General features: G+C 60.7%; 15 protein-coding genes and 1 pseudogene. 10 read left to right on the top strand and 6 right to left on the bottom strand.

Annotation, left to right across the window (positions count from 1 at the left end):
* Positions 1–73 precede the first annotated feature (73 nt).
* Positions 74–3,277: an efflux RND transporter permease subunit gene (locus C8J33_RS17905; protein WP_132665036.1), complete on the top strand. Its 3,204-nt coding sequence runs from the start codon at positions 74–76 to the stop codon at positions 3,275–3,277.
* A 36-nt stretch (positions 3,278–3,313) separates the two neighbouring features.
* Here C8J33_RS17905 and C8J33_RS17900 read toward each other — a convergent pair whose 3' ends face one another.
* Positions 3,314–3,697: a c-type cytochrome gene (locus tag C8J33_RS17900; RefSeq protein WP_110801506.1), complete on the bottom strand. Its 384-nt coding sequence runs from the start codon at positions 3,695–3,697 to the stop codon at positions 3,314–3,316.
* Between the two features lie 241 nt (positions 3,698–3,938).
* Here C8J33_RS17900 and C8J33_RS17895 point away from each other — a divergent pair, with 241 nt between their 5' ends.
* Positions 3,939–4,835, top strand: a complete 897-nt coding sequence (locus tag C8J33_RS17895; RefSeq protein ID WP_110801716.1) for a PhnA-like protein — start codon at positions 3,939–3,941, stop codon at positions 4,833–4,835.
* Positions 4,836–4,900: 65 nt separating this feature from the next.
* On the opposite strand, the gene C8J33_RS17890 is transcribed toward C8J33_RS17895, so the two are convergent.
* On the bottom strand, positions 4,901–6,763 hold the full coding sequence (locus C8J33_RS17890) for a PAS domain-containing protein (protein ID WP_165910810.1): 1,863 nt from the start codon (positions 6,761–6,763) through the stop codon (positions 4,901–4,903).
* Positions 6,764–7,173: 410 nt separating this feature from the next.
* Between C8J33_RS17890 and repA the strand changes: the two genes are divergently transcribed.
* The 3 genes from repA (at position 7,174) to repC (ending at position 10,889) form a co-directional block, all read left to right on the top strand.
* Positions 7,174–8,400 carry a plasmid partitioning protein RepA gene (gene repA, locus C8J33_RS17885; RefSeq protein WP_110729309.1) on the top strand — a complete coding sequence of 409 codons (1,227 nt, stop codon included), beginning with the start codon at positions 7,174–7,176 and terminating at the stop codon, positions 8,398–8,400.
* A complete protein-coding gene (gene repB, locus C8J33_RS17880) occupies positions 8,397–9,443 on the top strand; it encodes a plasmid partitioning protein RepB (RefSeq protein ID WP_110801504.1) in 1,047 nt (348 codons plus the stop codon). The genes repA and repB overlap by 4 nt, the downstream gene beginning before the upstream one ends.
* A 225-nt stretch (positions 9,444–9,668) precedes the next feature.
* Entirely contained in the window at positions 9,669–10,889 is a 1,221-nt protein-coding gene (repC, locus tag C8J33_RS17875) for a plasmid replication protein RepC (RefSeq protein WP_110801503.1), read from the top strand.
* A gap of 43 nt (positions 10,890–10,932) precedes the next feature.
* On the opposite strand, the gene C8J33_RS17870 is transcribed toward repC, so the two are convergent.
* The gene (locus C8J33_RS17870; protein ID WP_110801502.1) at positions 10,933–11,844 is read right to left on the bottom strand and encodes a LysR family transcriptional regulator; all 912 of its coding nucleotides are present in this window, start codon (positions 11,842–11,844) and stop codon (positions 10,933–10,935) included.
* 142 nt (positions 11,845–11,986) lie between these two features.
* Here C8J33_RS17870 and C8J33_RS17865 point away from each other — a divergent pair, with 142 nt between their 5' ends.
* The 5 genes and pseudogenes from C8J33_RS17865 (at position 11,987) to C8J33_RS17845 (ending at position 18,480) form a co-directional block, all read left to right on the top strand.
* Positions 11,987–12,802, top strand: coding sequence for an alpha/beta hydrolase (locus C8J33_RS17865; RefSeq protein ID WP_110807803.1), 816 nt, complete (start codon positions 11,987–11,989; stop codon positions 12,800–12,802).
* Between the two features lie 30 nt (positions 12,803–12,832).
* On the top strand, positions 12,833–14,020 hold the full coding sequence (locus C8J33_RS17860; protein ID WP_110801501.1) for an efflux RND transporter periplasmic adaptor subunit: 1,188 nt from the start codon (positions 12,833–12,835) through the stop codon (positions 14,018–14,020).
* 200 nt (positions 14,021–14,220) lie between these two features.
* Positions 14,221–17,403: an efflux RND transporter permease subunit gene (locus C8J33_RS17855; protein WP_110801500.1), complete on the top strand. Its 3,183-nt coding sequence runs from the start codon at positions 14,221–14,223 to the stop codon at positions 17,401–17,403.
* A gap of 144 nt (positions 17,404–17,547) precedes the next feature.
* Positions 17,548–18,004 (top strand): annotated as a pseudogene (locus tag C8J33_RS17850) (Lrp/AsnC family transcriptional regulator).
* On the top strand, positions 18,001–18,480 hold the full coding sequence (locus tag C8J33_RS17845; RefSeq protein ID WP_245420128.1) for a RidA family protein: 480 nt from the start codon (positions 18,001–18,003) through the stop codon (positions 18,478–18,480). Before C8J33_RS17850 ends, C8J33_RS17845 begins: the two are co-directional and overlap by 4 nt.
* 10 nt (positions 18,481–18,490) lie before the next feature.
* On the opposite strand, the gene C8J33_RS17840 is transcribed toward C8J33_RS17845, so the two are convergent.
* The 3 genes from C8J33_RS17840 to C8J33_RS17830 all read right to left on the bottom strand — a co-directional run bounded on the left by C8J33_RS17840 (position 18,491) and on the right by C8J33_RS17830 (position 23,355).
* The gene (locus C8J33_RS17840; RefSeq protein ID WP_132664993.1) at positions 18,491–20,560 is read right to left on the bottom strand and encodes a hybrid sensor histidine kinase/response regulator; all 2,070 of its coding nucleotides are present in this window, start codon (positions 20,558–20,560) and stop codon (positions 18,491–18,493) included.
* Complete coding sequence (locus tag C8J33_RS17835) at positions 20,538–22,046, bottom strand: ATPase domain-containing protein (protein ID WP_110801496.1); 1,509 nt, start codon at positions 22,044–22,046, stop codon at positions 20,538–20,540. Before C8J33_RS17835 ends, C8J33_RS17840 begins: the two co-directional genes overlap by 23 nt.
* Positions 22,047–22,278: 232 nt before the next feature.
* Entirely contained in the window at positions 22,279–23,355 is a 1,077-nt protein-coding gene (locus C8J33_RS17830; protein ID WP_110801495.1) for a lipocalin-like domain-containing protein, read from the bottom strand.

Below are 23,355 nucleotides of genomic sequence, written 5' to 3'. Positions count from 1 at the left end.
AACGAACCCCAGCCGAAACGCCTGGCCCCGCCTCTTACCACGCGCTGGCAACCGACAACGGAACGACGTCATGATGTCCACAGGTCCCTTTTCCGGCCCGAAGAACGGCTCCCCGAGCGTTTCCGACGACCGGCTATCGTCCGGCGCAAGCGGTCGTCAGCGGTTCAATCTCTCGCGCTGGGCCATCGGCCATCCGAGCATCGCGCGCTTCCTGTTCGGGCTGATCATTCTCTCCGGCGTGTTCGGCCTCATGAATATGGGCCAGAAGGAAGATCCCGACTTCACATTCCGCGTCATGGTCATCCAGGCGCTCTGGCCCGGCGCCTCGATCGAGGACATGCAGGACCAGGTGGTGAACAAGATCGAGCGCAAACTGCAGGAAACCCCGCATCTCGACTTCGTGCGCTCGTACAGCCGTGCGGGAAGCACCATCATCACGCTGCAGGTGAAAGGCGATACAAATGCCCAGCAGGTCGCCGACGCCTTCTATCAAGTGCGCAAGAAGGTCGGCGACATCCGCTCCGAGTTGCCGTCCGGCATCGTCGGCCCCTTCTTCAACGATGAATTCGGCGATACGTTCATTACGCTTCACGCCCTGATGGGCAACGGCTACAGTTTTCCCGAGCTCAAGAGCTACGCCATCAAGGCGCGCGATATGCTCCTCTCGACGCCCGGCGTGGAGAAGGCCCTCATCATCGGCGACCAGCCGGAAAAAATCTTCATAGACGTCTCCTCCAAGGCGCTCGCCGAACGCGGACTAACGCTGAACGATCTTCGGGATACGCTGGCGGGACAGAACGCGATCGATCCGGCCGGAAATGTCGATACAGGGGACCGCTCCGTGCGCATCTCCGTCGAGGGCGACGTTCGCAAGGTCGAGGACATCCAGAACCTGCGCCTGCGGTCAGGCGACCAGGTCACGCGCCTCGGCGATATCGCAGCGGTGACGTCGGGCCTGGAGGATCCCTTTGCCCGCAAGTACCGGGTCAACGGGCAGGACAGCGTTCAGCTCGGCGTGGTCATGGCCAAGGGCTTCAACGTCATCGACGTGGGCAAGGCCGTGGAGGCGACCTATGCGCGTTTCGAGGCATCGCTGCCCTACGGTGTCGAGATCGAGCAGATTTCCAACCAGCCGGAGGTGGTGAACGAGGCCGTCGGAGAGTTCATGAAGGCACTGGCGGAAGCCCTGATCATCGTCCTCGTCGTGTCGTTCCTCTCGATCGGCTGGCGCTCGGGTCTGGTCATCGCCATCGCCATTCCGCTCGTCCTCGCCGCCACCTTCGCCATCATGTACGAGATCGGCATCGATCTCCAACGCATCTCGCTCGGCGCCCTCATCATTGCTCTCGGGCTTCTGGTCGATGATGCCATGATCGTCGTCGAACTGATGGAACGCAAACTGGACGAGGGGCTCGTCAAGATCGAGGCGGCGAGCTTTGCCTACTCCTCGACCGCCTTTCCCATGCTCACCGGCACGCTGATCACCACGGCAGGCTTCATCCCGGTCGGGTTTGCTGCCTCGACTGCCGGCGAATACGTCCGTTCGCTCTTTTACGTCGTCGGCATCGCGCTGGTGGTTTCCTGGTTCGTGGCGGTCTATTTCACGCCCTGGCTCGGCTACATGATCCTGAAGCAGCGTAGCCACGCCGGCGGGCACCATGACGTCTTCGATACGCGGTTCTACCGGCGCCTGCGTGCCACCGTCAGCTGGAGCGTGCGCCATCGCCTGATCGTCATCGCGCTGACGCTTGGCACGTTCGTCACCAGCCTGTGGGCCTTCCAGTTCATCCCGCAGAACTTCTTCCCCCAATCCTCCCGTCCGGAAATCATGGTCGATCTCTGGCTGCCAGAGGGTACGAGCATCAAGGACGTCGAGGCCCAGACCAAGGCAATGGAAGCCCGTATTATGGAGGATCCAGATAAGCGGTTCGTCGCAAGCTATATCGGCGAAGGCGCACCCCGCTTCTTCCTGCCGCTCGACCAGCAGCTTCGCAATCCGAACTTCGCCCAGCTCCTCGTCATGGCCAACGACGAACCGGCGCGCGAACGCCTGATCCTGAAGCTGCGCGACATTCTTGCCAGCGACTTTCCCGCGATCCGGTCCAAGGTCGATCGCCTCTTCCTCGGCCCGCCGACCGGATGGCCCGTGCAGATGCGCGTCAGCGGCTCGGATAGGGCTGAAGTGCGCCGCATTGCAGACGAGGTGAAGAAGCGGTTCCAATACAATCCGATGCTCGGTGCCGTCCATGACGATTGGCTGGAGCCCGTGCCCGCCATGCGCCTGATCGTCGATCAGGACCGCGCCCGCGCGCTCGGCGTGACCTCCCAGCGCATCCGCCAGATGCTGCAGACCACAACGAATGGCGCACCGCTCGGCGATTTCCGCGATGGCGAGGAAACCATTTCGATCGTCGCGCGCGAACCGGACGAAAACCGGAAGCTGCTGTCGGCCGTGAATTCCGTCTATATCCCGACCGATTTCGGCGGATTCATCCCGCTCTCGCAGATCGCCAAGGTCGTTCCGGTGCTCGAACAGGGCGTCGTCTGGCGGCGCGACCGGCTGCCCACCATCACCGTGCGCGGTACCCTGCCCGACGGCGTGCAGCCGAACGATGTGGTGAGCCAGATGTATGCCGGCATGCAGGATCTGCGCGACGGCCTGGCGCCCGGCTATAAGGTGGAAATCCAGGGCGGTGCCGAAGATGCGGCGGAAAGCCAAGCCTCGATTGCGGCCAAGGCGCCGATCATGCTGATGATCATCGTCATCCTGCTGATGATCCAGCTGCAGCACTTCGGCAAGGCCATGCTGGTGCTCGCCACGGGTCCGCTCGGCATCATCGGCGCCAGCGCGGCGCTGCTGATCAGCGGCGCTCCCTTCGGCTTCGTCGCCATTCTCGGCGTCATCGCGCTGCTCGGCATCATCATCCGAAACTCGATCATCCTCATCGACCAGATCGATCAGGACATCGCGGCTGGCATGAACCGGATGGATGCGATCATCGGCGGTGCCGTTCTACGTTTCCGCCCGATCATGCTGACGGCGCTGACGGCGGTTCTCGCGCTGATCCCGATCTCACGCGGCGTCTTCTGGGGCCCCCTCGCCTACGCCATGATGGGCGGGATCCTCGTGGCGACGGTCCTGACCATCTTCGTGCTGCCGGCAGCCTACGCCCTGTTCTTCGGCCGCGATCCGAAGCAGGCAAAGCCGGCGCCCGAGCAGGAGACAGAAGGCCGCCCGGACGATCTCAAGGAAATGCCGGCTCTTGCGGCGGAGTGACACGATAAATGTGGCTGCCTTTGGCAGCCGCGTTCGTCACGGGAACGTCTTGAGATACGCGATGACGTCGCGGATCTCCGCCTCGCTCCACAGGCCCCAGAAACGCATGCTCGTGCCCGGCACTTTCTTCTTCGGGCTGTAGAGAAAAGCGGCGAGCGCCTCGTCGTCCCAGACGAGACCTGCGGCGCCCGCGTCCGTCATCGCCTGTGAATATCGGAAATCCGGCACCGCGCCCGCCTTCCGCCCGAAGATGCCCTTCAGATGGGGGCCGTACTTGTTCGTCTCGGCATCCGGCACGTGACAGGAGGCGCAGGTCTGGAAGATCCGACGGCCGTGATCGATGTCTTCCGCATGTGCAACCGGTGCCGCGATCAGGCACATTGCAGACAGCAGAATGGTGGCGGGTGGAAAAGCGCGCATGCTGTCACTCCAGATCGCATGATGGTGTTGAACGCGACACGCTTTCTCGATGATCGAAGGCCGAGGTCGCAAACCGCCGTAACCATTAATGAACAATGGAGATTTCGAGAATACCCGCCTCCGATCCCGACGAAAAACGCTCCATATGTTCATGTTTTTCTAATGTCTGGAACTTGTTGCGAAATCTTGCGTTCTTCGACCGCTCGCACGTCTGCGATACGATCTAAAGGACCCGATGATCATGACAATCCCAGCTTCTCCCTATCGTCCGACCGAAACCGTCTACGGTGGTGTGCCTTCAGTAACTGCGTCTTTGCACAAAGTATCCTGGGGTTCCATCTTCGCCGGTGTCGCACTGGCACTTGCCGTTCAGTTTCTCCTCAATCTGCTTGGCGTCGGCATCGGCGCTGCCGTGATCGATCCTGCACAGTACGATAATCCTCAGGCAAGCACCTTCTCCATCGCCGGCGGCGCGTGGTTTGTGGTCTCTGGCATCATCGCTTCGTTTGTCGGTGGCTATGTCGCAAGCCGTCTTTCGGGTCGCGCCAGCAAGTCGACCGGTGGCTACCATGGTGTTACCGCCTGGGCTGTGACTGCTCTCGTCGTTCTCTACCTGCTGACCACGTCGGTCGGCGCGATCGTCGGCGGTGCCTTTAACGGCATTTCCAGCGTCGTCGGTGGTGTTAGCCGTACGGCTGCCACAGCTGCAACAACTGCGGCACCGGCACTTTCCGACGTTACCAACCCGATGGCCGGCATCGAGCAGCAGATCCGCAATACGACGGGCAATGACCCGCAGGCCCTGCAGAACGCAGCCGTATCCGCCATCCAGGCTGTCGTCACCGGCGACGAAGCTAGCGCCGAAGAAGCCCGCACCCGTGCTGCCGAAGCTCTGGCCCGCGCTCAGAACATCCCGGTCGATCAGGCTCGCACCCAGGTTCAGCAGTATGAGCAGACCTATCGCCAGAACATGGAAGCTGCCAAGCAGCAGGCTATCGACGCCGCTCAGACTGCAACGGCTGCCGTATCGACAGGCGCCATTCTCGGCTTCATCGCTCTCGTCCTCGGCGCCATTGCAGCCTGGTTCGGCGGCGTTGCTGGAACCAAGCGCGATCTGGACGACGTCCGCGCCGTATAAATCCGGCTAACGATATCCGAAACATAAAGCCGCCGGTCGCAAGACCGGCGGCTTTGTCGTGTCTGCTAAGCGATGAATTCGACGGGAAAGCGCGAAACGAGCGTGCAGACGAGACCACCCGGGACGTAGTCGAGCTTGACCTGGCCCTTGAAGTCCGCAGCGAGAACCCGGGTTATCAGCCGGGAGCCAAATCCCGACCGGGTCGGGGGCACGACAGGTGGGCCGTTCTTCTCTTCCCACCGCAGCGCAAAGGCCTGAGCGTCGGAACCATTCGCGTTTTGATCCCAGCTGATCACAATCTTTCCGTTCGGCGACGAGAGCGCGCCGTATTTCGCGGCATTGGTGGCCAGTTCATGCATGGCGAGGGCGAGCGAAAGCGTTTGTTTCGGGGAAAGCGGGAGGTCGGGACCGGCAATGTCGAACTGAGCGGCACCGGCCCGATGCGGTGCCAGTGCCGTTTCGATGACCTCGCGGATACTGCCCTTCTCCTGCGCTTCCCCCATCAGGAGGTCGTGCGCGTGAGCCAGAGTGTGCAGGCGAGCGTTGAAGGTGTCGCGCTGCTCCAGAATCGCGTCGCCCTTCAGCGTCTGCGACGCGATGGCGCTGACCATGGCCAGCGTGTTCTTGATCCGGTGCTGAAGTTCGCCATTCAACAGGGCATATTGGCTTTCGGCATCCTTGATGGCCGTGATATCGCGGACGGTGCCGACGAGCCGCGTTGCATCCTTGCCGTCAACAACCCGTGCTCTGGCGTGAATCCAGCGCTCCGGCCTGTTCTCGCCGGACAGCACCCGGTATTCGACATCAAGATGCCCTTCCCCGAGAGGATCCATGGCCTGCTCGACAGATCGACTGAGGGCCGGTCTGTCGTCGGGATGTACGCGGCTGACAAAAGTCTCGAAGGATGGCTGCTGATCGGCCGGCTGGCCCAGCAGAAACGACGCCCTCGCATCCTCTGTCGTCGAAACGATACGTCCATTGACGAGAACGGCCTCCCAGACACCCATTTCCGCGGAATCAAGTGCCAGTTGCAGCTGGAGTTCTCTCCGTCGTAACGCAATCTCAGCGCGTTTCAGGTCGGTCACATCATGCCCTTCGATGAAGAGGCCGGTTACTTGGCCTTGAAGATCGCGAATGGGCTGGATGACGAAGTTGAGGAAGATATCCTCCTCCCCTCCCCCCTCGACGCGCATTAAGCGGATCAACTCGCCCCGACCTGTCATGGCCTCACCCGTGGCGTAGACACGGTCGAGAAGCGTGATGACCTGCTGGCGCTCCAGTTCCGGCAGAACAGACCGAAAGGGACGACCAACCATCGCGCGGGGGCCAATCAGGCGCGAAAACGCGCCGTTGACGATCTTGACGACGTGATGCGGCCCTTCCAGCGTACAAAGGAAACTTGGAGCACTCTCAAAAAGGCGGCGCATGCTATCGGCCTCTCGCAAGGCCGCATTTTGAAGATCGACGGTGAGCTGTCTCGCCTCTTCCCGGGCGAGTTTCGTCTCCGTGATATCTCTGGAGATCGACAAAAGATGAGTTGGTTTCCCATCAGCGCCGGGAACCGGCAGGACCTGCACATCCCAATAGCGTGGATTGCCTTTGACGGTGACAGCCGATCCCGAAAACCGCGCGGGAATACCCTCCCTTGCAGACGCTATGGCGGCCTTCGCAACATCATTCCCCTCCCCGGTCCAGAAATCTGGCCAAGGGCAACCCTTGATCCCGCTGAAATCGTCCACCTCCATGACCTGCTTCCCGCCATCGCTCATAAACTGGAGATTTCCGTCCAGATCGAGGATCTTGATGCAGTCTCCGGAGCCTGAGAACACAGCGGCTAGAAGATCTGCATTTCCAACGAGTGCCGGGTCCGCGGCCGCAAGTTCACCATTCATGCGGAAGACGGCAGAAGAAACAGTCGCAGGGCTCATCGATATCATGTCCATTATGTAGGAAGCTCGGAGAGCGAGGCGTTCAGGTCAACGCAGTGTCGTTTTATGTTAGCTACAGCGAAATGGATACGGGTAACGGCAGGATTCTCGCGTCTAAGAATCGAGCAAAACGGGAAGGCGATTCTCATATCGAAACATCTCGCGAAGAGTTTACGGGTGGCGCAACCGCGCTCTCGCCTCTCAATAGCGGCGGAACGAGGGCAGAGCCACATTTCGACCCAATACGTATCAACACACTGTTAACTATAAGATTTCTCGGATAGCGTCGTAAATCTTCCTTAGCCGGCGTGCTGCCGATTTCGCTATTTTGCTGGACGCCGCGCGAGAATCGTGGCGTAGCTTAGCGATGAATGGCCGCTAAAACGCACATAGGCCGACAAGAGGGATAAATGGCGCTAAGAGATGACCTGCGGCGGGACACCGCCGGGCAAGAAGATGCCGCCGCAAAGATCATGCGGCATGCTGGAATGCTGTCCAACCAGCTCCAGCAATTGCGCGCCCGTATGTATCCGCCAAAAGCCGAAAAGAACCTGCGCTTCTTTCTGACCAACGAAGTCTCGAAGCTGACATCCATTCCCGATTCGACGCTGAAGCTGCTGTCGATCGAAGGTCGCGGGCCGGTGCCGAGCCGTCTCGAGAACAACCACCGCGCTTACACATTAAACCAGATCAACGAGTTACGGAATTTCTTCGCGGAGCAAAAGCCGGCGGAGGCGCAGCGTTTCCTGCCGCATCGCCGTGGCGGAGAGCATCTTCAGGTTCTCGCGATATCGAACTTCAAAGGCGGAAGTGCGAAGACAACGACCAGCGTGCATCTCGCGCACTTCCTTGCCCTCCACGGATACCGCGTTCTTGCGATCGACCTCGATCCACAGGCGTCGCTCTCCGCCATGTTCGGCGCGCAGCCCGAGGTCGATGTCGGCCCGAATGAGACGATCTATGCGGCGCTCCGGTACGACGAACAGCGCCGTCCAATCCGCGACATCATTCGTAAGACCTATTTCGACGGGATCGACCTGATACCCGGCAATCTCGAAGTCATGGAGTACGAACACGACACGCCGCGTGTGCTTGCCCAGCGCGGCGGCGGCGGTAGCGGCGGGATTTTCTTCGAGCGGCTGAAAATGGCGCTTCTCGAAGTCGAGGCCGACTATGACGTCGTCGTTCTCGATACGCCCCCTTCCCTCGGCTTCCTCACGCTCGGCGCGATATATGCAGCGACCGGGATGATCGTCACGGTACATCCGGCCATGCTGGATGTCGCGTCGATGAGCCAGTTTCTCCTGATGATGGGCGACTTGATTCAGGTTCTGAACGAGAACGGTGCCGAGTTGAGCCAGGATTTCTTCCGGTACCTGATCACGCGGCATGACCCGAACGATCAGCCGCAGTCGCAAGTCGTTGCAATGCTTCGGCATTTGTTCGGTTCGGATGTTCTTCTGGCAACAGCCGTCGAGAGCACGGCCGTGGAGGCGGCGGGGCTCGCAAAGCGCAGTCTCTACGAGCTAGAAATCGGGCAGGTGGGGCGTGACACGCATCGGCGCGCACGCGAGGCGATGGATGCCGTCAATGAAAGCATTCTGGACCTCGTCCGCGATAGCTGGGGCAGAACATGAGCAAGACCAAGAAATCCATCATTGCCAGTTTCGGCCTCTTGTCCGCTGCCGTCGAAGCAGACCCGCAGACGATCGAACAACCGGCCGGCGCAAGTCCACAGGCAATGCCTGCGCTGCCGCGTGTCGGTGCCGGCGTCATCGGTGCCGCGCAACGCTCGATCGGCGAACTGCGGGACGAGCGTGACCGTCTGAAGGCGCTTGTTGAATCGGGCTCAGGCGCGAGTCTTGAGCTCGATGCGTCTCTCATCGACCCCTCGCCGTTTCCCGATCGCCTAGCCGACGACAATGATGCGGACTTCGCGGCCTTCAAAGCGACTTTTGAAGCTGAGGGCCAGAAGATTCCGATACAGGTTCGGCCCCATCCCGAGCATGTCGGGCGGTATCAGGTCATCTATGGTCATCGTCGTCTTAAGGCGGCTAAAGAGTTGAAGCTGCCGGTGCGTGCGCTGGTGGTCGAGATGTCGGACCGCGACCTTGTCGTCTCGCAAGGGATTGAGAATGCGGCGCGCCAGGACCTCACCTGGATCGAACGCGCGCTCTTTGCCGCCCGCATGGACGAGGCCCAAATCAAGCCAAGGGACATCAAGGCAGCGCTCGCCATCGATGACGCCGAACTCGCGCGCATGCGCGGTGTCTACCGCGCGGTGCCGCTGGATGTCATCGAAGCGATCGGACGCGCGCCGAAGGTCGGGCGACCGCGGTGGGGCGATTTCGCAAAGCTTTTTTCCGCGACGGAGGATGCCTCGGCCCTTCTGGGGAAGACCCTGCAGGCCGATGGAAAGCCTGTGGCAAGCTCGGACGAGCGTTTCCGAGTGGCGCTCGCTGCCCTGAAGGCTCCTAAATCACGATCTGAAGACGCGGAGGATGATGTTCTCGCGTTACGGGATCCGGACGGGCAGGATATCGCTCGGGTAAAGGTTTCTTCGAAAGAATTACGCATTGTCCATCTCGGACCGAAAGGCGCTGCCTTTTCCGCTTTCCTGCAGGCTGAAATGCCACGATTGGTGGAGAAGTTCGAGCGTCGGGACGACGAGGACGATTAAAAACCCTGTCACGTGACAGGGTTTCCCCTTTTTAAGGGCTATCGAAACAACGAACAGGAAAGGATGCAGTATCGGTTAAACGAAAGGCCCCCAAGCGGCGAACCACCTGAGAGCCTTTGTTATCTTCTAGCAGAGAAACGATTAGCTCCCTTCGAATCACTTGTCAATGTGAGAACGCCGCTTTGGTGACTGGAATCGTTTGCCCTACGCTTGGAGGCAACGAAAATGGACACGAACTTTGTGACGACGCCCTTTGGGCGGCGGGCGATGACGCGTGCCATGCTCACAGGACAGAGCAAGGCACGCGACGTCAACCCCGCGCATTCCGTCGATAAATGGAAGCTCTACCGCGCTCTGTGCGAGGCACGCGGGCGTCTTGGTATATCCGATCGAACATTGGCGTTGCTCAACGCCCTTCTCTCTTTCTATCCCAAGACAGAGATCTCCTCCGAGACGGGGCTCGTTGTTTTTCCCTCCAACCAGCAACTGTCTCTGCGTGCAAATGGCATGGCCGAACAGACCATCCGACGACACCTGGCGCTTCTCGTGAACGCCGGGCTGATTGCGCGCAAAGACAGCGCGAATGGCAAACGCTACAGTCGTCGTCACCGTGATGGCGAGATCCGCGAAGCATTTGGCTTCTCTCTGGCACCACTTCTCGCCCGGTCATCCGAGATCGAAGCGATGGCTCAAGACGTGATTGCCGATCGCCTGCGCCTTCAGAACGTTCGTGAAAGCATCACCATCTGCCGCCGAGACATCGCCAAGCTCATCGCTATGGCGGAAATAGAGAATGCGCCGGGGGAATGGCCTGCGCATTACCAGACATTCCGTGACATCATCGACAGCATCCCGCGCAATGCTGATATCGATCTCATCACGACAGCGCTTCAAAAACTTCGCGCTCTTCGGGTCCTGATTATCAACACATTGGATACATGGAAAGATTCGAGAATTCTGGGCGGCAATCCCTCTCAGAATGAGCGGCACATACAGATATCAGAATCCGAATCTTCTCTTGATTCTGAACCAGAAACTGTGACGGAAATTGCCGAGAATGTTCGGAGCGACAGTTCATCATCGAGAACGCCAAACGGAACAATTCCGCTTTCACTGGTTCTTTCGGCATGTCCAGCGATTGCGGACTATGCTCCATGCGGGGATATCCGAGATTGGCGAGACTTGTCGGCAGCTGCAAACGTCGTCGGCCGCATGTTCGGGATCAGTCCGTCGGCCTATCAGGCGGCATGTTCGACAATGGGCGCAATTTCAACGGCCGTTGCAGTTAGCTGCATTCTTGAGCGCAGTGAGCATATCCAGTCGCCAGGAGGCTATCTGAGACATCTGACACGACAATCTGAAGCAGGATCATTCTCGGCTGCACAGATGCTGATGGGACTGATGAAAACGAGAGAGCAGGCGATAGCTGAGCTAATACGGAATTGAGATGCGCCGTATCAACCGCTATGGCAATTCAACTATATGCTTCTCAAACCCTGTCAGCTGGCAAGGTTTGCATGAGCTTGGCGAGCCAATCGACGAACACACGCACCTTGTTGCTCAGATGCCGTCGTTGCGGATAGACGATGTAGAGCGGAACCGGTTCGATAGACCACCCCGGGAGAACCTCGACCAGCGCGCCACTTTCGATGGCGCTGTTGATCATGAACCCGGGTGCGACGGCAATTCCGAGACCACCGATTGCAGCATTCACATAAGAACGCGCATCATTCACGGAGAGAATGTAGTTCGGGATGATCTCAATGGTGCGCTCGTCACTGACAAATTCAAGATCGAGAACGCGACCAGACTGTGCCATCAGGTAACCGACAGCGACGTGATCACGGGAAAGATCCTCGGGCTCGCTCGGCGTACCAAACTTCTGGAGGTAGAACGGAGCAGCACAAGCCTTCATAGACATCTCACCAACCTTGCGGGCGATGAGAGATTGATCGGTCGGCGTTCCCCCGCGAAGGGCGCAGTCAACATTCTCGGCAACGTAATCCACAAGCCTGTCGCCAACACCGATATCGAGCTTGATCTGCGGGTAACGTTGGTAGAAGTCGCAGAGGGCAGGGATGACGACGAGATCGGCAAAGGCACCCGCCATCTCCACACGCAACCGGCCACTGGGCTGGGCTTGGGAGTTGCTTAGACTGTTGTCCAACTCATCCAGCTCGGACAGAATCTGGATTGCGCGCTCATAGTAAAGGGCACCATCCGTGGTCACAATCACACGTCGCGTCGTTCGATTCAAAAGCGTGGTTTTCAGCCGCGCTTCGAGGCTCTGGACCAAATTCGTGACTGTCGTCTTCGGCATGCCCAACGTTGATGCAGCACGGGTGAAGTTGCCCGTCTCGACGACACGTACAAAAACACGCATGGCGGAAAGTTGATCCATTTTGAACGTGTCCTGTCTCTACGCTTAGATTGTTCGAATTTCCGGAACATTGATACCGAATAACGGCAGCTTGTGAAGCTGACACGAACAATACTAGATATGACCAACGAAGAGCAAGATGCTCGCACATGGAACGATCGACATGAATGCGCCCTGGCAGACAATCGATATCTCGGCAGAGGTTGGTCCAACCTTGGGTGCGCGCGTCTACAAAGGCAAGCACTCGCAGAAGCCTCTTCCGCTCGTTCTCTATTTTCATGGCGGAGCTTTCCTCGGTCAGGAGCGCCCAGAGACGGAGCGGCCCATTCCAAGGGCGATCGCCAACACCGGTGCGGTCGTGGTGGAGGCCGAATACGGCGAAGCGTCGGATTTCTGCTTTCCTCAGGTTTTGGATCATGCCTGTTCGGCACTTCGCTTCGTGGACGAACAGCGCAAACAACTGGGCGGAACGACGAAGTCACCTATTTTCGTGGTGGGGAACGAGGCTGGGGGCAATATTGCGGCTGGCGTCGCACTCAAGGCCCGAGATCGGTTTCCCGGGCGTCTGGCTGGACAGATGCTTCTGTCACCGCTGATCGATCCGCGGATGACGTCGATCTCGATGCGCGAGGCAGACATCGGTCTGCGCGAGCGATGGGCGGATGGTTGGCGGCACTATATGCGGGCCGTCTGCGGCGGGCAGCATCCCTATGCTGCCCCTTGCGAATGTTCGCGCCTCACCGGCGTAGCCCCGGCTCTTCTGGTGACGTCGGAGGACGATCCCCTTCGAGACGAAACCAAGTCCTATGCAGAACGGCTGAGGGGGGCGGGCGTTCGTGTCCGGGAGCAGGTTTTGCCCGCGAGCTTCGGGTGGACCGGGATTTACAGAGAACACATGGGGCCGTGGATCGAGGCGGTAGGCGCCGGATTCTCGGCCTTTGTCGATGAACTCCGATCAGCAGATCGGGCAAGAGTTTAGAGCGGCTCGCTGAGAGCCAAGGAGTTGACCATGACAGCAAAGAACAACCGCTGGGCCCTGATGGGCGCCGGCCTGACCATTGCTGCGTCCGTTGCGGGGGCAGCGTTCTACTTCGAAAGGACGGAAGGGGCCGTGGCCGCGGAACCGGCCGCCGCGGCAGCGCCACAGGCCATTCCTGTGACCGTTGCAGCCGTCGAGACGCGAAACGTCGCGACCTGGCAGGAGTTTTCCGGTCGTCTTGAAGCCGTCGGCCGGGTCCAGATCCGTCCGCGCGTGGCCGGAGCGATCCAGTCGATTGAATTTCGTGAGGGCGCACTGGTCAAGGCCGGGGGTCTTCTCGTCACGATCGATCCCGAACCCTACAAGGCAGCCGTGGCGCAGGCAGAAGGGCAGGTCGCATCGGCCGAAGCGCGGCTGGATTACGCCACCACCGAGCTTGAGCGCGGCGAGCGGCTGACGTCGAAGAACGTGCTCTCCGACAGCGATCTCGCACAGCGTCGCAGCGCCAAAGCCGAAGCTGTCGCTGCCGTGCAATCCGCCAAAGCTGCCCTGCGCGTTGCCGGATTGGAACTCGGCTATACCGAAGTTCGTGCACCGATTTCGGGACGGGTGGGTCGCCGGGAGATCACCGAGGGAAATCTCGTGGCTGCCGGATCCGGATCGCCTGTTTTGACGACCCTGGTGTCGGTCGATCCGATCTATGCCAGCTTCGACGTCAATGAGGATCTCATCGGCCGCACGCTCGCGCAACTTGGCCGAGGCAGCACGGAAACACCGGATCTCGCCCTCATACCCGTGGAACTGGCCACCGGAGCAGGGGAGGGGACGGCCATCCGCGGAAAGCTGCAGTTGATCGACAACGAAGTCAACGCGCAGAGCGGTACGGTGCGGGTTCGCGCCATCTTCGACAATCCGGGCGGTCAATTGCTGCCGGGCCAGTTCGTGCGCATCCGCATGGGCGACCCCACGCCTGAAAATCACCTGATGATCAGCGAAAAGGCCGTCGGGACCGATCAGGACAAGAAGTTCGTCTTCGTCGTCGATCCCCAAAACACGGTTGCCTACCGGCAAATCGAACTCGGCAGTGCCGTCGATGGTCAGAGGATCGTCGAGAAGGGCTTGAACGCCGGCGATCGCATCGTGGTCAATGGATTGCAGCGCATTCGTCCCGGCGCGCTGGTCGATCCGCAGACGGAGGCCAAGGTCGCGCAACAGTAGGCGTCAGACCGGAATAGCCTTCAGCTAAGGGTGCCTCAAGAGAGTGAGGCACCCGGTCAGTTTGCTCAAAACCATCAGAGCGCCGGTCCGACCCGGGACCTGCGCCGCCATGCCATCCATCCATCTGCCCAAACTCGCGGTCGCAACGCCGCGAGCCGGGGCCTTTCGTCTTCTGATCATTCCCGGAGAGGGGCTATGACATGAATATTTCCCGATTCTTCATCGACAGGCCGGTCTTTGCCGGTGTTCTGTCGGTCCTTATCGTCGTCGCGGGCCTGATTGGCATGCGCGCACTGCCGATTTCCGAGTATCCGGATGTCGTTCCGCCATCCATCGTCGTGCGCGGCACCTACCCGGGTGCCAACCCGAAAGTCATCGCGGAAACGGTGGCCACGCCGCTCGAAGAGTCCATCAACGGCGTCGAGGACATGCTCTACATGTCGAGCCAGGCCACGGCCGACGGTGTCCTCACGCTGACGGTGACCTTCAAGCTGGGGACGGATCCCGACAAGGCCCAACAGCTCGTTCAGAACCGCGTATCGCAGGCAGAACCGCGTCTCCCGGCAGAGGTGCGGGCGCTCGGGGTTACCACGGTCAAAAGTTCGCCCGACCTGATGATGGTCGTCAACCTCGTTTCCGCCGGCGGGCGCTACGATCTCACCTATCTGCGTAACTACGCCGTTCTGAACATCAAGGACCGGCTTGCCCGCATCGAAGGTGTTGGCCAGGTGCAGGTCTTCGGCGCGGGGGATTACTCCATGCGCGTCTGGATCGATCCGCAGAAGGCCGCCGAATACTCCCTTGCTGCGAGCGATATCACCACAGCCATTCGCCAGCAAAACGTTCAGGCGGCCGCCGGCATCATCGGGGCATCGCCCACACTGCCCGGCGTCGATCTGCAGCTCTCAGTCAATGCACAAGGCCGCCTGCAGACGCCGGAACAGTTCGGTAACATCATCGTCAAAAGCGGCGCCAACGGCGAAATAACCCGGCTACGCGACGTTGCCCGTATCGAGATGGGCGCTGCCGATTACACGCTCCGCTCCTTGCTGGATGGCGAGCCGGCCGTGGCCGTGCCCGTGTTCCAGGCACCGGGCTCCAATGCCATCGCCATATCCGACGATGTCCGCGCAACGATGGCGGAGCTGTCGAAAGCCATGCCGGAAGGCGTCACGTTCGAGATCGTCTATGACACCACGGAATTCGTTCGTGCGTCGATCGAGAAGGTCATCGATACGTTGCTTGAAGCGATTGCGCTCGTCGTGGTCGTGGTCATCGTGTTTCTCCAGACATGGCGGGCGTCGATCATTCCCTTGATCGCGGTTCCCGTCTCGATCATCGGTACCTTCGCAGTCATGTATGTCTTCGGCTTCTCGGTGAACGCGCTGACGCTGTTCGGTCTCGTGCTCGCCATCGGTATCGTCGTCGACGACGCGATCGTTGTGGTGGAGAATGTCGAACGCAACATCGAGAACGGGCTTGCGCCACGCGAGGCGACCTATCGCGCGATGCAGGAAGTCTCCGGGCCGATCATCGCGATCGCCCTGGTTCTGGTGGCGGTTTTCGTGCCGTTGGCATTCATTACGGGGCTTTCCGGGCAGTTCTACCGACAGTTCGCCCTGACCATCGCGATTTCCACCGTCATTTCCGCCATCAACTCGCTCACCCTGTCGCCGGCGCTCGCAGCCCTCCTTTTGAAGGGCCACGACGCCAAGAAGGACAAGCTGACGATCGTCATGGACAAGGCGTTCGGCTGGTTCTTCCGCGGGTTCAACCGTGCCTTCGGCGCCGCATCCAACGGTTACGGCCGCAGCGTCGGCGGGCTCCTGTCACGCAAGAGCGTGGTCATGGTCATCTATCTCGCGCTTGCCGGCGCCACCTACGGTATGTTCAATGCGGTGCCGGGGGGCTTCGTGCCGGCGCAGGATAAACAGTATCTCATTGGTTTCGCACAGCTCCCCGATGGGGCAACGCTCGATAGAACAGAGAGCGTCATCAAGAAGATGAGCGATATCGCCCTGCAGCAGCCGGGCGTGAAGAACGCAATTGCCTTCCCCGGACTGTCGATCAATGGCTTCACGATCGGCTCGAATGCCGGCATCGTCTTCGCCATCCTCGACGACTTCGAGAAGCGCACGACGCCGGAGCTTTCGGGCGGCGCCATCGCCATGCAACTGAACCAGAAATATGCTGGCATCCAGGATGCCTTCATCGCCATGTTCCCGCCGCCGCCGGTCAACGGTCTCGGGTCCACGGGTGGCTTCAAGCTGCAGATCGAGGATCGCGCCGGCTTCGGCTATCAGGCTCTGGACGAAGCGACGAAGGCGTTCATCGCCAAAGCCTACCAGACACCGGAACTCGCAGGTATCTTCTCGAGCTTCCAGATCAACGTACCGCAGCTTTTCGCGGACCTAGACCGGACGAAAGCCGAACAGCTTGGCGTGTCTGTCACCGATGTCTTCGATGCATTGCAGATCTACCTAGGCTCGCTCTATGTGAACGATTTCAACGCGTTCGGCCGCACCTACAGCGTCCGGGTCCAGGCGGATGCGAAGTATCGCGCAAAGCCTGAGGATATCGGACAGCTGAAGGTTCGCTCGCAGACGGGTCAGATGATCCCGCTTTCGGCGCTCCTGAAGGTGGATGCGACCACCGGGCCCGAGCGTACGACACGCTACAACGGCTTCCTTGCGGCCGATGTGAATGGCGCACCGGCACCGGGCTTCTCGTCCGGTCAGGCCCAGGCGGCCGTCGAGCAGATCGCCCGGGAAACGTTGCCGTCGGGTATCGACTTCGAGTGGACGGATCTGACCTATCAGCAGATCCTGGCGGGAAGCTCCGGCTTCCTCGTCTTCCCGCTCGCTTTGCTGCTGGTCTATCTGGTGCTCGCGGCACAGTATGAGAGCCTGACGCTACCGGTCGCCATCATCATGATCGTCCCGATGGGCGTGCTTGCAGCGCTGACCGGGGTCTGGTTGACGGGGGGAGACAACAACATTTTTACCCAGATCGGGCTCGTGGTCCTTGTGGGATTGTCGGCGAAGAACGCGATCCTGATCGTGGAATTCGCCCGCGAACTCGAGTTCGAAGGACGAACGCCGGTTCAGGCGGCTGTCGAGGCGAGCCGGCTGCGGTTGCGGCCGATCCTGATGACCTCGATGGCATTCATCATGGGTGTTGTGCCTCTGGTGATCTCGACCGGGGCAGGGGCCGAGATGCGCGCCGCCATGGGTATCGCCGTCTTCTCCGGCATGATCGGCGTGACCTTCTTCGGCATCTTCATGACACCGGTCTTCTACGTGTTGGTTCGCAAGCTCGCCGGAAACCGTCCGCTGAAGACCTCGACGGACGCGCACGACACGCATCTGGTTCCGGCTGAGTAGCGGATCAGAGAAACGTCAGAGACGACATGCCGCCGAGCTTAAGGTTCGGCGGCATTTTGCATTCGGAATTCGCCAGTTGGGATGACAAGCCGCAAGAAGCAGTGTTCAATCCGTCAGAGGATTGGACAAACGGAATGCCACGCTGTGAAATATACCCGAAATGCCGCATCCGCGACCTATGTCCCTGATGACCTCGACAGGCGTATCATCGCCCATCTCAGGGTCGATGGTCGGGCGTCGCTGTCGAAGCTTTCGGACGCGTTGGGTGTTGCCCGCGGCACCGTTCAGAACCGGCTGGATCGCCTTCTGGAGACGGGAAACACTGCTTGGCTTTACCGTGCGCGTGCGCGAAGATTTCGATGCGCAGACCATCCATGCGGTCATGATGATCGAGGTTGTTGGAAAATCGACAACGCAGGTCATTCGTCGTTTGCGCGACATTCCGGAGATCTATGCGCTCCACACGACCAACGGCAATTGGGATCTCGTCGCCAATATGCGGTCCGCTACCTTGTCGGATTTCGACCGAGTGCTGCGCGAGGTGCGGATGATCGAAGGCGTGTCGAACAGCGAGACGAGCCTGCTTTTAAGCAGTGTATGAGAAGGGGAGGGGAGGCGATGAGCGTCTATCGGCGGCTTGAGGAACTAGGGTTGGTCTTGCCTGTGCCGCTGGCACCCGGCGGTAATTATGTGCCGGCTAAGAGAGCCGGTGACATGCTCTATCTGGCAGGGCAGGGGGCGGCGCGTGCCGAGGGTGGATGGCACACCGGCAAGGTCGGTCGCGATGTTTCGATCGAGGAGGCCCGCGCCCATGCCCGCATCGTTGCGTTGCAGGTTTTGTCGACCGTGCAGCACGCGGTTGGCGATCTCGACGTGGTCGAGGTCGTCAAGGTTTTCGGCATGGTCAATGCCGTGCCGGAGTTCACCGAGCACCCCTTCGTCATCAACGGCTTTTCGGACCTGCTGATCGAGGTCATGGGCGAAGACGGTCGCCATGCGCGGTCGGCCATCGGCATGGGCTCGCTTCCCAATGGCATGACGGTCGAGATCGAGACGATCCTCAGGATCAAGGGCTGAAGCATCGAGTTTAAGGCTGGCAGACGATCCTTGCGATCTCGGTTGCGAGTTGATCCTGCGAATATGGCTTGCCGAGCCTCGGAATGTTCAGCTCGGTACCGGCCGGCAGCTCGGCATAGCCGGTTGCGATCAGGATCTTCAGCTCGGGCCGCATGGCAAGTGCCTGGCGGGCAAGTTCTGCACCGTTCATGCCCGGCATCGAGAAGTCCGTGATCATCAGATCGAAGGCATCCCCGCTTTCCAAAACGCCCAAGGCTTGGCGTCCGGAATTGGCCTCCACGACGCTGTGACCGAGATCTTCCAGCATATCCACCGTGCTCATCGCGATCAGAGCGTCGTCATCGACCATGAGAATACGAAGGGCTTCCGATCTCTCTGACTTTTCCACCGGTGGAACCTCCTGCGGCAGCGCCTTTTCGCTAGGATCGCTTGCGCGCGCGACCGGCAGGCGCAGCACGGCCGTTGTCCCTTCTCCGGGGCGGCTCGATAGCTGCAGCGCCCCTTTCAGCTGAATGGCAAGCCCGTGGATCATGGACAGTCCAAGACCGGTGCCCTTGCCCAGCTCCTTGGTCGAAAAGAAGGGGTCGATCGCCTTCCGGAGTGTGTCCGGGTTCATCCCCACGCCCGTATCGGTAACGGACAGCGTAAGATAACGACCCGCCGAAAGAACGTCCGTGGCTGTCGGGCGATCCTCCACATCGAGGCGAATGGTGATCGTTCCGCCGTCCGGCATCGCGTCGCGCGCGTTGACGACGAGGTTGAGGAGGGCAAGTTCCAGCTGGTTGCCGTCCGCTTCGGCCGGCGGCAGATCGTCCGCGATCTCGCTCTGCAGGGTGATGGCGGAGCCGACCGAGCGGCGCAGCAGGTCTTCCATTTCGCTCACCAGCTTACGCAGATCGACAGGTCCGACCTGGAGATCCTGCCGGCGGGCAAAGGCAAGCAGGCGCTGGGTCAGCGAGGCGCCGCGGCGCGCGCCCTGAACGGCGCCGTCGATCAGCCGCACCGCCTTGGCATCGCCATCGACATGTTTGCGGAGGAGCTCAAGATTACCGAGCACGGCCATCAGCAGGTTGTTGAAATCATGCGCGACACCGCCCGTCAGCTGCCCAATGGCTTCCATTTTCAGGGCCTGGCGCAGCTGCTCCTCCGCTTTCTCGCGTTGGGCCACCTCGCTCATGACGACGGCGTGGGCTTCCTCAAGCTCCGCCGTCCGCTTCGTCACACGCTCTTCCAGCGTTTCGTTGATCTGCCGCTGCTGATCCTCCACTCGTCGGCGCTCGGTGATATTGGCGGAAACGCCGACGAGCTTTGCGGGGCGTCCGCTCCGGTCCCTATAAACCTGCGCCCGGATCTCGGCCCAGTGCAGCGAGCCATCCGGCCAGATGACCTTGTACTCGATCGAATAGTCCTGCCCCGTCTCGACGGTCTTGCCGACGGCCGCAATCATCCGCTCCCGGTCCTCCGGGTGGATGCTGGCGATCAGCTCCTCATAGCTCAGCGTTTCCGAGGCACTCCGCCCGAACGTGGATCGGCACATGACCGAGGTTGTGAGCGTTTGCGTTGCAAGGTCGAGCTCCCATGCGCCCAGCCGTCCCGCCTCGAGCGCCGTTGCCAGCCGCCTTTCGCCATCGTCCAGCGCCTGCATGCGCAGCCGCGCCTCGAACTGGCGGCGTCGTCCGCGCATCGCCGTGCGCGCGACGCTGATGAAGGTCGTTGCATGGAAGGGCCGCTCGATGAAACTGACGTTTCCAAGCACCTCAGACAGTCGAGCCGCCGCAGGATTGCGCTCAGGTCCGCCGCCGCGTTGTGTCAGCACGATGAACGGCAGGTCCGACCAGCTCGGCTGCGCCGAAATCCAGCCAGAGAGCGGTTTCAGATCGGCGGAGCGGAGTGTCTCTTCGGTGATGACGCCGAAAGCCACGTCGTCGCTTAGCCCCTCAACGAATTGGCCCATGGTCTCCGCAGGCTTGGATGCCATCCCGGCTTCGGCAAGCAGGGATGCGGCAATCTGAGCATCGCGCCCGGCCGGCGCCAGAACGAGAACGGTCGCAGCGCGATCAGAAATTGTCGCCACTCCCATCGGCAAGCGGCATCATCGTCTGGCCGCCGCTGGTCAGCACCGGTACGCCGCGAAGCACGCCCTGGAAGCCGGAAAGCGGCTCGCCGAGGCGGAGGCCGTCGGAGCCGATGCGGTATTCGCGGATCGTATCCTCATGCTGCCCGGTTCGTTTCTTGATGACGGAGACGGCTCGTCGCACGGTTCCCACCGCCTCGAAATAGCGCAGCAGAATGACCGTGTCGGCGAGATAGGTGACATCGACGGGTGACTTCATATCGCCGACCAGCCCGTGCTGGGCAACTGTCAGGAAGGTGTTGGCACCCTGGCGGTTGATGTATTGCAGCAGCTCGTGGATATGGAGGATCAGCGCGTTTTCCTCAGGCATGGCGGCCTGGTAGCCGTTTATGCTATCGATCAGAACCGTCTTCGCGTTGAAGCGGGTGACACTCTCGCGGACACGCTGTGCGAACTCCCCGGGAGACAGTTCGGCCGCATCCAGTTGCTCGATATACAGGCTCCCGGCGTCGCGCATGGCTTCCAAGTCCAGTCCCATGCTGCGGGTACGGGAGAAGAGGAGGCCCAGTTCCTCGTCGAAAACGAAGATGGCGGCAGTTTCGCCCCGCTTGATGGCAGCATCGACGAACTGAATCCCGAACAAGCTTTTTCCCGTGCCGGCGGGTCCGATCAGGAGCGTACTCGATCCGCGCGAGATGCCGCCCCCGAGAAGGCCATCGAGCGCGGGAATACCGCTGCTCAGCACCGTCCGTTCGAAGTCCGTGCGATGCTCGGTGGCGCGCAGGCGTGGAAAGACCACGACGCCCCCTGTCTCGATGATGTAGTCGTGATACCCGCCGCGATAGGCCTTGCCGCGATACTTGATGACGCGCATGCGGCGGCGCTCTGCACCGTAGTTCGGAGCAAGTTCCTCAAGATGGATGACACCGTGGACGACGCTATGGACGGTCTTGTCGAGCGTGTCGGCGGTCAGATCGTCAAGGAGAAGAACGGTCGCGCCGGATTTCGAGAAATAGTGCTTCAGCGCAAGGATCTGACGCCTATAGCGCAGCGAACTCTGCGCGAGCAGGCGGATTTCCGACAGGCTGTCGATGACGACGCGGCTCGGGCGCACGCGCTCGAATGCCTCGAAGATCAGCTTGGTGGTTTCGCCCAGTTCAAGGTCGGACGAATAGAGCAGGCTCTGCTGCTGATCGGAATCCAGCAGACTTTCCGGCGGCACCAGCTCGAAGATGGTGATGTCCTCGCCGAGCTCCATTCCGTGCGACGCGGCGCTGTTGCGCAGTTCGTCTTCCGTTTCGGAAAGGGTGATGTAGAGGCAACGTTCGCCATGCGCTGCACCCTCCAGCAGAAATTGCAAGGATATGGTCGTTTTGCCGGTGCCGGGGGACCCTTCCAGCAGAAAGACGTGGCGGCGGGACAATCCACCGGCAAGCACGTCGTCGAGGCCTTTCACGCCGATCAGGGCCATCGAACCCAAGTCTATGGTCATCGTCTTTTCCATCCCTCGACGGCGCACGCACCGACGTCTATTTTATCTGCGGCGCCCTGAGAACGAAAATCCGGCTCTGCTCTGTTTTCGACTGAAATCGCTGCGTTCGTTGTCTGCAAATTTATCTCTTACGTTTTGAAACGTCTAATCCTATTCGTGGGACGATGCGGTCAATTCAGCGTTAATACCGCTCCGGACGATGCTCTGTTGTCGCCATCACTTCATCAGCGCATCAATATCCCGTCATTTCGAGATATCCACGTCCGGCATGGCTTCCGCCAAAGGTGATCGGACCCTCCCAATAGGGGGTGCGGGTCGCCATCCACGCATGCGGGTTGATGGCCGTCGTGGTGATGTCGAGACCGCGGGCGGGAAGGGTCAGGTGCCAGCCGACGGGCACCGTTCGTCCGGCGACCTCTGCTGTACTCACCGGCGATACGGAGAGAGCGCCGGGCGGAAGCGGGGAGGGGGTGCCGTCGGCCGCAATCCAGGTGGCCGAGGTGTAGCCGGCTCCGCTGTCGCGCAGGCGAAAGCCCATCAGCTTCTCGCCGCTGTCGAGATGCAGGGAAAACCAGTCCCAGCCGGTCTGGTCGGCAGCGAGTGGCTGCGAGGACCATTCGCGATCGAGCCAGGCCTGTCCGGTGACTGCGACATCGCCGCCGGGGAGGGAGAGCGTGCCACGCACGTCATAAAACGGTTGGGAGTAATAATAGCTCGCCTGCCCGGCCGCCGACTTGACCGAGTAGCCCTCCTGCCCCTGACGGACGATCGGGCCCTCCGCCGTGAGGTTGAGCGCGTAGCTGAAATCCTGTCCCGCAGCCTTCAGCGTCACATCCGCCACTGCATCGCGTCCGGCCACCGGAGCCGCCGCCTGCATCCGCCAGTCGTCGATCCAGGCATCGAATGGTTCCGCCGTCACGCCGGCCTGCCCGATGCCACCGCGGGCAAGGCGCTCGGACACGAAATGCCGCTCCGGCGTCGTCACCGCCGCATGTCCCATCCAGATCTGCGGGCTGCTCCAGCCCTCGCGCTCACCCGGCTGCAGGGCCGAGCGGAAGAGGGTCCACTGCACGCCATAGGCCTTGCCGTCGGCGCCGGTCAGATTGGCGGTGATGTACCACCACTCGATGCGGAAGTCGGGATGTGCGCCATGGTCGCTTGGGAAGGCGAAGGCTTTGCCGGGCTGTGGCACGGCAAAGCCTTCCGCCGTCGTGCCGAGCCCTGCGAATCCCTGAGCCACTGCGGCGATCGGCGGGCAAAGGCCGAGCAGAAGAGCCATCAGGAACGAAATGACGGTTCGAGCGGTCAT

Source organism: Rhizobium sp. PP-CC-3G-465, from assembly GCF_004343445.1.
GTDB classification, from domain to species: domain Bacteria; phylum Pseudomonadota; class Alphaproteobacteria; order Rhizobiales; family Rhizobiaceae; genus Ferranicluibacter; species Ferranicluibacter rubi.
The sequence above is the reverse complement of the archived record's forward strand: the minus strand, read 5'-3'. Positions and strand labels throughout refer to the sequence as shown.